The organism is Pseudopedobacter beijingensis (assembly GCF_042678145.1).
GTDB lineage: Bacteria > Bacteroidota > Bacteroidia > Sphingobacteriales > Sphingobacteriaceae > Pseudopedobacter > Pseudopedobacter beijingensis.
On sequence record NZ_JBHUDG010000050.1, the window covers coordinates 112,850 to 124,193 of the forward strand.

The window sequence follows — 11,344 nt, forward strand, 5'->3', positions numbered from 1 at the left end:
AAGATTTGAAGTCTTGTTAACGTTTATAAACTACTTTTATTTAAAATTAAACCTTTGGTTCCCAACCTTTTTGATACTCTCTGCTCCATAATTTTTTAGCAGCAGCACTATTTAATATTCTACCATTTTTAGGATCGATATCCAATGTAGTGCCTACTTTCTGAGCTATGTTTCCTAATTGAACAAGCAAAGTACTTTTATGTCCACTCACTATATCTGCATTCAATTTCTCGCCTTTTTTTATGGCTTCAAAGAAATTCTGGATATGGATAGCGTCTAAAACTTGAGAGGGATTAGTTAAGCTTCCTGTATTAACCTTAGCTTCATTTTTGACATGCTTTAAAAGCTTGCCCTTTAAATCATAAATTTTATAACCATTATCTCCATCAATTTGCAAAGAGCCGTTTTCTGCATAGAAGATTACACCAACACCTGATCCTTCTACAGGACTTCCATTACAACTTCTTCCCTCCCAGGTTATTGCCCCTTTATCTCCAAATTCCATATTGATAACTTGTGTATCTGCAAACTCCCAATCGTCCTGATAACGGTATCTACCTCCATTTGAACTTACCTTTGTTGGATAATCTACTTGAAGTCCCCAACGTGCTATATCTACCATATGAGTTCCATTATTCAAAGCCTCTCCTGTTCCCCAATGCCAGAACCAGTGCCAGTTATAATGTACCAGATTGTCTTTAAATTCTCTTCTGGGAGCTGGCCCTTGCCATAACTCGTAATTTAACCAGGACGGCACGGGAGCCACTTTCCCTATACCTATTGATGCTCTGTTATTAGAATACCAGGTTTTTGCAAAATAGGGACGACCGATCACACCTTCATGCAATTCTTTAATCCCGGCTACTACATTGGGCCATGACCTACGCTGGTTACCCATTTGGATAACATTCTTATATTTGTCTACTGCTTTAATTAGTAATTCACCTTCATTGGGATTGTGCCCGCAGGGTTTCTCCAAATAAACATGTTTCCCTGCCTGAGAAGCTAAGATTGCTGCTGGTGCATGCCAGTGATCGGGAGCCGCTACTATTAATGCGTCCAGACTCTTATCTCCCAGCACCTTCCTGAAATCTTCCTGTGCTACCGGTTTCCTTTTTTGAATATCCTCAACTTTAGATATACATCTGTTTGCTGCTCTGGAATCTACATCACAGACATAGATTACTTCACAGTTCTTTTGATCGGCAAAATTTGTTGTTAATGCTAAGCCCCTGGCATTTACACCCATGGCTGCAACTCTTACTTTCTCATTAGCGCCTAATATGCTCGCATAACTCTTTGCACTAAAACCGGGTAAAACGCCACCTACTCCTATTGCTGCTGCTCCGGTTAATGCCTGCTTTACAAATTTCCGTCTGCTATTTTCGTTTGTCTCTTTCATTATCTTAATTTATTTTATTGACTTAAAAAACTGTTTTATAAAATTTATTTAACTGTATAGACGCTTGCTAAAAAATCTAAAATCACTGGGATCTTAGAAGTAATATAAATGTGTGAGGCATGCCCTACTCCATCCATTATTACTAATTTCGAATGTGTATTATTCTTTTTTTCTAAAAACTGATGTAGAGAATGAGCGTATTCGACTGAAATTAAATCATCCTTATTCCCATGAAATGTTAGAACAGGTAATTTATAATTTACGATATAATCGTTATTCTCTAAACCTCCAAAAAAGTTAACAAGGGCTGCAATTTTAATCTTGTTTTTTTTGCATAAACCCATATATAACGCAGTCATAGCTCCTGCAGATCCTCCAGAAACGGTTATCTTATTTACATCAAAATGATACTTTTTCGCATTATCTTTAATCCATTTTAAAGCTAAACTGGCATCTACACTGGCTATATCAATGGCTTGACTTAGTGCTGGATGAAATTTACCTGAGGCAGGCAAACCCTCAGACATATTTGAACGACAAGTCACACCTTGTACCCGATTTAATTTCAAATTCGGCAAATAATTTATAGATACAACAGCAACACCTTTAGAAGCCAGTCTTTCACAAAAACCTTTGGTTTGACTTTTATCTCCGCCCGAAAAACCACCCCCATGAATAAACATAAACACCGGTAATTTTGATGATTCGGAAGTATTTTCCGGTAAATAAATATCTAGAAACCTATCACAAGAAACATCATTTAAGCTAGCTTCTATCTTAGGAGCATATCGAACATCATTGATAACTTTTACCGAAGCGGGGCTTTGAGCAAAGGCAATATTCATTAAACCCAAAAACCAAACAATAATTACAAAAAAATTCTTCATAACATTTTATTTCTTTAGCAAGCCCACCATATCTATCGGAACGCCTCCTTTTTTCTTACTCTCATCGGCCGCATGCATAAATGCAAAGATTTCCAACGTTTCTTCTGACTTCACCGGTGTCTCTCCTGTCTCAAAGAAACGGATGATATCCTTCAGCAACGGATTATAACCAGAGAACTTACCCAATTTGATTACACTTTTCTCTGTATGTACTGTTCCTCCAAAATCTTTTTTTCCTTCCCTAATTCCTCTAAACGTTCCTATTCTACCATCTGCCCATATTCCTGTTACTATATCTGTACTTTCTGTATAAGCTCTCGTAACACTCTTACATCCCGTCCCCATAATAGCAAAGAGCATCTCTACACCATGTATCCCATACCAAAATAAATCAGGATGTGTTAGTTCTATCATAGCAGGACTATAAGTATCAGCACCTATAACTTTACCTGTTTTTCCTGCTGACAATTCTGATATTCCTTCTATATATCTTAATGAGGATGCTGAAAATAACGGGGTTTTATATTTTTCTGATACTTCGAATATCTTTTTCGCATCCGACAATGATGCCGCTATTGGTTTATCGATAAACATCCGTTTACCTGCTTTTAAAACAGGTAAAGCTTGCTCTAAATGTAGGCGGCCATCATTGGTTTCCAATAACACCACATCTACTTTTGAAATTAATTCTTTAATGGATTCTACTATCTCTACTCCATATTTTTTAACCTCCTCAATATAGCCTGGAATCCTTTCATAACTGGATTTAATATCTTTACTACCATAAGGATAAGCTGCCACTACCTTATAGCCTGAATATTCATCGCTTGTTGTAGTATTCAACGTTTTGGTAAAAGCAGTTGAGTGTGAAGTATCTAGCCCTATAATCCCCACCCGTTTACCCTTCGGTATTGATGTTTGCGCTGATAACGGTTTTAATATTCCTGACATTGCTAAACCAACACTTGTTAGCGAAGTCGCCCTTATAAATTCTCTACGCTTATATTTCATATTTTCTTTTTATGTTCTATTTAGCTTGTTAACTGGTTATATGATATTCTTTACTTAACCGTAATTCCAATATTGTGTTACACCTGTTTCTACTGCTGCATTCCCCATGTGTACTGCTATTGCTGTATCTTTACCTGTATGTACATCCGAAAATGGCTTTTTACCGTTTTTGATACAGTCAGCAAAAGCCATCAGAGAATAAACCGTAGGCTCCTGATTTAGTCCATCAGGACTACTATATTTTATTTCTGTTTTCCCTTTAGATTTTACGGCTTCTAGTGTCGCTCCTGTTACACCATCTACTTCTCCCAATATAACTTTGGAAGGTTCAGGAGAAAAATACGCTTTATTCCTGCTTATTTCTATTGTCCCTTTTGAGCCCAATATTCGCATGGCATAGCTATTATGCTGATTGCTCAGCACCGAGGTAACACTTGATTTCACTCCATTATCGTACTCATAAATAGTACGGATATTATCAAAGGTTTCTCGTCCGTCTTTCCAAAAATCCACTCCACCCAAACCAACTACTTTTTTCGGATGACCGTCCAGCAGCCAGTTTACCACATCTATCTGGTGGGCACAGAGCTCCGCTATTATCCCTCCCGAATATTCTTTATACATCCGCCAATTTACAGCTCGTTCGAACTCTCCGGAGCCAACAGGTCGCCTCCAATTATTATTCATATTATACTGGCTTTCTATATGTGTTACTTGTCCCAGCCAACCTTGCGATACAATCTCCTTTATCTTATGATACATATCATAGTACCTATATTGATGACCTACCTGTAGCACCAGATTACTGTTTTTCATTCTCTTTTCTAGATCTAGTGCTTCCTGTATATTATAAGTCATCGTCTTTTCCACATAGAGGTGTTTTTTTGCATCCAATGTATCTACCGACATGCGATAGTGGAGATACAATGGTGTGGCTATAATTACTGCATCCACCTGTCGGTTAACTAACAGATCATGATAATCGGTATAGAACTTGGCATTGCTTTCTGCAAATTTCTTTACTTTTTCCAATGCTGTCTTCGATATATCACAAAAACACACCACTTCCATGTCTTTTATGTTTTTAATGGTACTCGCTATTCCTTGACCTCTCTGACCGCAACCTATGATACCTATACGTATTTTCCCTTCTTTACCAAAGGTACTCATGGGTATTCCAGACAAAGTTATTCCTGCTAGTGACATCGCACTTCCTTTTATAAAATCCCTTCTATTAAAGCTCATATTCTTATATTAATTTTGCACTATCTTTATCCAGATAAAGCGTTGCATTTGGATGTTTTCTCAAAATGGTAGATGGAAAATTATCCTGAATATCCTCGTTCAATGTTTGGTAAATTGCCTGTGCTTTCTTCTCCGAGGGCACCATGCAAAAAACATATTTTGCCTTTACTAATGCCGGCACCGTTAATGTTAGTGCATGAGTGGGTACGTTTGCTATTTCACTAAAACATCCATCGTTTACTTGCTGCTGACGACAGGCTAGGTCAAGATCTACTATCTTAACTAATTTTTTATCATTAAAATCTGCCACATGTGGATCGTTGAAAGCTATGTGTGTATTCTCTCCTATACCCATCAATACAATGTCTGCCGGATATTCTGCTAATAATGCTGAGTATCGCCTTGCTTCTTGCTCTGTGTCTGCAGCGTTGCCATCCAAACAGTTTACACTTTTGAAAACCACCTTACTGAATATCTTTTTCCTTAGGAAATTAGCAAATCCCTGAGGGGCGTCTGGATGCAGGTCTACATATTCATCCATATGAAAGGCGTTGATTCGGTTCCAATCTATAGTTTCTTTCCGAAGAGTTTCAAGAAACTCGTTCTGGGAAGGTGCTGCAGCAAATATGGCATTAATACTTTCTTTTTCTTTCAACAACTGGTTGATAATCGTTGTGGCATCTTTCGCCGCCGCCACCCCCATTTCTGCCCTTGTGCTATGTACTTTTACTTTCAGTTTGTCTTTCTTAAATTCTTTCAGCATGTTGTCATATTTTTAAATAGCCAGCGTATCTTCTTTTACTGATGAGCGATATTTGACATCACCCTTTACTATGGTCATTTCTATATTTATATTATCGTCAAATAGCACTATATCTGCATCCTTACCTACTTCTAGGCTACCTTTTTTATCTGATACACCCATGATACGGGCAGGAGTCTGCGTTATCATTTTTATAACATCTACCAAAGGTACCTCTCCCTGGTTTATCATGGTTCTTACCAAACGGTCTGCCGTTGCTACACTTCCTGCAAATGCTGTTCTATCTGGTAATTTAGCTACACCATCTTCTATGATCACTTTCAGCCCTGTATGTATATTCCCTAATATACTTTCCCCTTCCGGCATGCCTGCTCCTCGCATGGCATCGGTAATCAGAGCTATCCTGTCTGGTCCTTTTATTTTATATATCAGCTTCAATAGTGGAGGCGGCAGGTGTATACCGTCTGCTATTGCCTCTACATCCATATCATCTATCAGGTAACCGGCCTCTACTGCTCCGGCATACCTGAAAGCATTCCTTCTGGTTACTCCTGCCATAGCCGAGTAAAAATGGGTAGCTAGGCTATAGCCATTATTATAGCCTTCCAACACTTCTTCATATATCGCATCGGTATGGGCTAGTGCCAACACTTTTCCCTTCGATTTCACATAACGTCCAAATTCTATAGCTCCTGTCAACTCAGGCGCTGCACTCCATCTTACAATGTCATCCGAGTAATCGAGTATCTTTTTATATTCTTTAGGGTCAGGATTGCGAATGTAACGAGGGTCTTGTGCACCACGCTGACTGAGTGCAAAGTATGGTCCTTCAAGATGTACACCTAAGAATTGTGATCCTTTGGTGTTCTGTTTATTAGCTTCTCTGTAATTATCTAATGTATTAAACAAATCGTCTACTTCGCTGGTCAAAGTAGTAGGATTCATAGCTGTAGTACCGTATTGTACGTGTGTCTCGGCTATCTTTAAGAACGCCTCTATCGTTCCGTCCATAAAATCATACCCTCCACCACCATGCACATGAATATCTATAAACCCTGGTGAAATGTACTTTCCTTCTGCATCTATGACACATGTATCTTCCGATATTTCAACATCTCGCCTACTAACCTCTAGTATGGAACCGTTATTAATCAAAATAGTTCCATTTTCTATAATTCCATCAGGAGCAATGATCTTACCATTAACTATTTTTATTTTCATTCCTTTTTATATTCTGTCTTTTCTATCTAATAGTTGTTTATGCAATCTTATTTCTTCAAAAAATAATCAAAAAAAAGATATGCTTGTTCATTTGAGTCTCGGTTAGGAGAATGTTCGGAACGGTTTGTCATGGCCACCCTATTTTCATAACCTAATAATTTATTAACCTGAATAACATGATTTAGGGCTACCCATCGCTCAATAGGATCAGACGAGCCGCCGGAAACAAGAAACGGACGTGGCGCCATCAATGCCATAACTTCATGTAAATCGTATCCATGTCTTAAGAGTTGGGGATAGCTCCCCTCAGCTCCTGCTATATTTCCTTTTTTTCTCCATGTATTTTTCCATGGAGGCTGATAATAACCCAGATACCAGGGCTCCCAATAATTGACTGCACCTGCCTTAGTTTCATCAAACACCACTCCCGGATCTGACCATACCCCACAAGCAAACTTATCGAAAAAGCAAGAAGCAAACATGGCCCATTTCCCCCCGAAAGAATGCCCCATAATCCCTATCTTCTTATTATCAACATACGGCAAATCCGACAATATATACCAGGCATTTCCCGCCGCATATGCCAGCATCGATAAGGGCTCTACCTCTGCTTTTTCTATAGAAGGATAATAAATAGAATACGTTTTCGCTTTCGAAGCTTCTGCTGTACCAATAGACAATGTTACATACCCTCGTTTTGTCAACTGATAGGCGAAATCACGATTCGATTTACCCAATCCAATTGCCGATTCTGGTTCATAAAAAGTGGTAATAACCGCAGGACGCTTCCCTTTTCCTTCTGGGACGAGTAGATAAGCTATCGTTTTTTCATTGGGTGTCCAATTAAACCGAATACGGTACTGAACAAACCCTGTTCTTTGGGTAGTTTCCAACACTTCCATCTTCTGCTTCTTAATAAATGGCGGCCATTTCCCCATCATTCTATGCCATTGGGATTCAATTTCTGTTCTCCTTTTATACCAATCTTTTTTTGTTACAACAGTATCTCCATTATAAAATCTCAAAAGGGGACGGTATTTACCATAGACATCAAGAAATTCGAAATCCGGAAGGAAAAAAGGAGATATTTTATGCCAAACATCTTCTTTCCCTATCTTCTGCCCTTTAGTCAAAAAAGGAAAAACACCTAATAGTAATAGTAAAATTATTGTCTTCGATTTCATTTGCTTCAAACCCCTCTTATTATATAATTACACTTAGTTCTATTTGAATTATTTCATACTAAATGGCCTTCTGATGTATTAATAAATCAGAAAATCACCATCTAGATTAGAACTTTTAATATTAGAGTCCCTTTTTTCTTTAACAACGCACATAGATTTTAAGAATAGTTTAGTTTTTCAACATCTATAATTATTTCATCGAGCTCAGATTAGCATATTTTGAATATTATATACATTTCTGTATAATCAATTAATCTAAAAATGCTCCCATAGGACTTTTACCTGGTTGCAATGCTTTTCCTCCCAAGTCTTTATCTGCAGCAGGTAACCAATAAGCATCCTGCTCTAATACTTTTACATTGATACCTTTGTTTAAATAAGGACTTGTGCTCTTTAATTTGAAATTTTTAATATTTTCCATCCCTATTTGTATGTTAGATGGATTAACGATAAAAGGTTCTTCTAAAAACGGACTAGGATCTGGAATATTTGAAGCTTGTCCATATCCTATATAAACATTATTCTTAAATAGAGCGGTTGTATTTTTCGATTCAATAAAAAGTTTTCCTTTTCCTGCTTTGTTGTAAAAAATATTATTATAAAATCTACTGGTTTCTAAAGCCTCATTTACTACTACACCGTCAAGTCCTTCAGGAACAATAACTGTATTATTATGAAAAATACCCGATCCACGTGGTGCTACCCATATAGGAAAATAAAAAACATGCTTTTTACCTATTTGCCCATCGTTTACGCTAACATTATAACGCACAATAGCATCGTTGGCCGATCCTGTCATCAATAAAAATCCACCTTCATTACCGTGACTGTAGTTGTATTGTACAATAGTCCTATAAGCATCTAAATCTGCATCAAATGCTTGTCCATCCATACTTCCTCTTGTATTATACACTTCATTATATTCAAAAAGGGCTTCGTCTGTACTTCTACACCATAATGCAACACCTGCTTTTACAAGCTCTTCCGGCCCGTTATGATTTTCCCAGGCAATATTGTGAGATATTATTGGTTTATGCGCTCCACGAATAATTGCCCCATCTCCGGTACAATGATGAATTTTATTTTTCCGCACCACTAAATTGGTTATAGGTCGTTTCCCCTGAACCGAATTTAGCTGTATAGTATTGGCCTGGTTCATCATGGTAGTATATATTCCTACACGGTTAATATGCCCAATCTCGTTACCTTCTATTAAAATATCGTCAAACTTTGTTTCTTCTCCGCCTATTACACCTATACCTCCGGTATTTTTTCCTTTTGTCAACATAGAATAGTCTCCCATTACATCATGAACATAACAGTTGGTAATATGGAAATGTCTTCTTAATCCCGGCTGAAGACACTTAACTAAAATACCTATTCTATTGCCTATTTCAGTAGCCTTATTACTCACCTCTATACCATTGACTACCCAATAGTCTACTTCTTCCAATAAAATAACCTGGTCTACTTTTCCATTTCCCATAATATGAGGCATAGTTCCTTTTCCGTACGCTGTTAATACGATAGGTTTACCCACAGAGCCAGAGCCCTTTAATACCAAGCGGCTTTCCCAGGACGATTCTTTTTTTAGAAAAATAGAATCTCCGGGCTGATATGTTCTCAAATTCACATTATACAACGTTTTCCAAGGAGTTTTTTCTGAAAAACCATTGTTTTTATCATCTCCGCTTTGGGAGTCTACATAATATTTGCCTGAAGGGCTATTCTTTAAAGGATCTTGTTTATCTGTATGAGCAGGCTTGCTGCAAGCCATTGTTAAACACATACTAAGTATGATAGTACAGATTGGGATTTTTATTCTTAACATGATATTTTATTAAAATTTATACTTTTTAAAGTGTTTTTTCTATTATAAAATTATCTACAGCAAAGCTTGGTCTGCCATCAGAATGCTCTACTTTTCCTGATATGTATTTTGTTATCCACCTAAGTTGAACTACTGGTTGATTACTACATTCTTTAGGTAACTCAAATGTGAAATTCTTTATATCAGCTGGTTTTATTCCTATTGTTTGTTTATTTTCGCCATTCCTTATTGTTTCTTTTAAGTTGATAAAGTCTCCTGTTTCTCCAATCCTATACTGTAAAACAAGTTCATTTATCAACGTATTATTTGTTCCATCATACAGATTACGCATTACCATAGCGTCAAATTGGCCCTTTATACTTTTCGAAGTTTTTACTGATTTGGTATTTAACGACACTAAAAGTGCATAGTCACTGCTACTTCCATTTTTAAAGCCTAGTTTACCTCCAAAATTGTAAACAAAGTTTCCTTTACTGGCTGCTGTACCCATCATCAATTTTGGAGCATTGGCTACAGGAGCTTGTGTACGTGGATTTTTATTTGGATCTGTTCCAGTTTGTCCTACCCGGGCTACCATAGACATAGTCCAACCTGCTGGATAGCTATTCTCGATATTATCAAAATGCTGTGCATATCCATTAGCTATATCAATCGCTGCTGGAACAAAAACTTCTTTATCCGGATTAGACTGCTTTTTCATCAGTCTATTTTCTAGCCAACGGTAAGATAATGTTCTTGAATCGTCAGTAAAATCATGCCCTTGACCATGGAAATAAACATTATAATCTATTTTTTTGGTACCACTAATAGAACTATAATAATTGTAAATTGCTCTGTGAGCTTCAACTATATTTGGTTCCCAATATGCTGGATCTGCTATTGAATACTGATAAAGTACTGATCTTGGTGCGGCCATCATGACATAAAAATTCATGTGTTTATCCAATCCTCCCTTTATATCTGGATTTTGTAGATATGTTCTCAATTCATTTGAGTTCATATCCCACCAGGCGGCTTCGTATCGTATTGGAGAGCCCGAATTTACAACCGCTGCTTTTACACGCTGATCAAACCCTGCAAGCATAATTGCATCTATGGCGCCTAGAGAATGTCCAATAATTCCTATATTTTCTGGATCAACAAAATCCAATTTTTCTAATATACTTAAGGCTATTTTAAGATCGTATACACTCTTTCCTGATAGTGTAAAACCTGGATATTTGGCAGATAAATATTTTTGGAAAGCATTCATTTGCAATGTAAATCCTCCGTCTTTCTCCAAACGTCTTTCTCCGTAAGCGGCTCTATCTGGAGCAAAAGTCACAAATCCTTTTTTAGCCAGTTCAACAGCATACAACCTATTGGCTCTACTTTGTTCCTCAGCTGGAGATTGTGCTGGTCCTTGATAAATCCCCACTACCCTATCCTTACCTATATTTGCCGTAGGATGCGGGCATAATACCGCTGGTCGTTTAACTCCTTTAGGAATATTATTAGGTATTAATAGGTATGCGTAGCAATATTCATTTTCATCTACAAGATACTTTACATGCCAACGTTCATAACCATCTTCCTTAAACTTCTTTATCACCTCCATTTTGGGATGGGCATATTTATTATAATCCGGTCCCATACTTAAAAGATGCTTCTCCATAGAAGCTCTTATATCATCTTGTGTAATGGGTCTGTTTTGTGCATAAGTTAATGTTATAGATATTATACTCATTAAGCTAACCATTGCACAGTAGTTCCCTAGCATTTTTAATTCAGAATGACTTATTTTAAATTTCATTTGACTAT

General features: G+C 37.2%; 9 protein-coding genes. All 9 read right to left on the reverse strand.

Going from position 1 to position 11,344, the window contains the following annotated elements; genetic code table 11:
• Window positions 1-46: 46 nt before the first annotated feature.
• Entirely contained in the window at window positions 47-1,402 is a 1,356-nt protein-coding gene (locus ACFSAH_RS18055; RefSeq protein WP_379664149.1) for a Gfo/Idh/MocA family protein, read from the reverse strand.
• A 44-nt stretch (window positions 1,403-1,446) separates the two neighbouring features.
• Window positions 1,447-2,289 (reverse strand): alpha/beta hydrolase, encoded by an 843-nt coding sequence (locus tag ACFSAH_RS18060; RefSeq protein ID WP_379664150.1) that lies wholly within the window; start codon window positions 2,287-2,289, stop codon window positions 1,447-1,449.
• Between the two features lie 6 nt (window positions 2,290-2,295).
• Window positions 2,296-3,300: a Gfo/Idh/MocA family protein gene (locus ACFSAH_RS18065; RefSeq protein ID WP_379664151.1), complete on the reverse strand. Its 1,005-nt coding sequence runs from the start codon at window positions 3,298-3,300 to the stop codon at window positions 2,296-2,298.
• Between the two features lie 54 nt (window positions 3,301-3,354).
• Window positions 3,355-4,545: a Gfo/Idh/MocA family protein gene (locus ACFSAH_RS18070; RefSeq protein WP_379664152.1), complete on the reverse strand. Its 1,191-nt coding sequence runs from the start codon at window positions 4,543-4,545 to the stop codon at window positions 3,355-3,357.
• Between the two features lie 4 nt (window positions 4,546-4,549).
• Window positions 4,550-5,308 (reverse strand): glucosamine-6-phosphate deaminase, encoded by a 759-nt coding sequence (locus tag ACFSAH_RS18075; protein ID WP_379664153.1) that lies wholly within the window; start codon window positions 5,306-5,308, stop codon window positions 4,550-4,552.
• Between the two features lie 12 nt (window positions 5,309-5,320).
• On the reverse strand, window positions 5,321-6,529 hold the full coding sequence (gene nagA / locus ACFSAH_RS18080; protein WP_379664154.1) for an N-acetylglucosamine-6-phosphate deacetylase: 1,209 nt from the start codon (window positions 6,527-6,529) through the stop codon (window positions 5,321-5,323).
• A gap of 47 nt (window positions 6,530-6,576) precedes the next feature.
• Window positions 6,577-7,713 carry a dienelactone hydrolase family protein gene (locus tag ACFSAH_RS18085; RefSeq protein WP_379664155.1) on the reverse strand — a complete coding sequence of 379 codons (1,137 nt, stop codon included), beginning with the start codon at window positions 7,711-7,713 and terminating at the stop codon, window positions 6,577-6,579.
• Between the two features lie 250 nt (window positions 7,714-7,963).
• Window positions 7,964-9,544, reverse strand: a complete 1,581-nt coding sequence (locus ACFSAH_RS18090; RefSeq protein ID WP_379664156.1) for a right-handed parallel beta-helix repeat-containing protein — start codon at window positions 9,542-9,544, stop codon at window positions 7,964-7,966.
• A 25-nt stretch (window positions 9,545-9,569) separates the two neighbouring features.
• Window positions 9,570-11,336 carry an alpha/beta hydrolase gene (locus ACFSAH_RS18095; protein ID WP_379664157.1) on the reverse strand — a complete coding sequence of 589 codons (1,767 nt, stop codon included), beginning with the start codon at window positions 11,334-11,336 and terminating at the stop codon, window positions 9,570-9,572.
• Window positions 11,337-11,344: the final 8 nt, after the last annotated feature.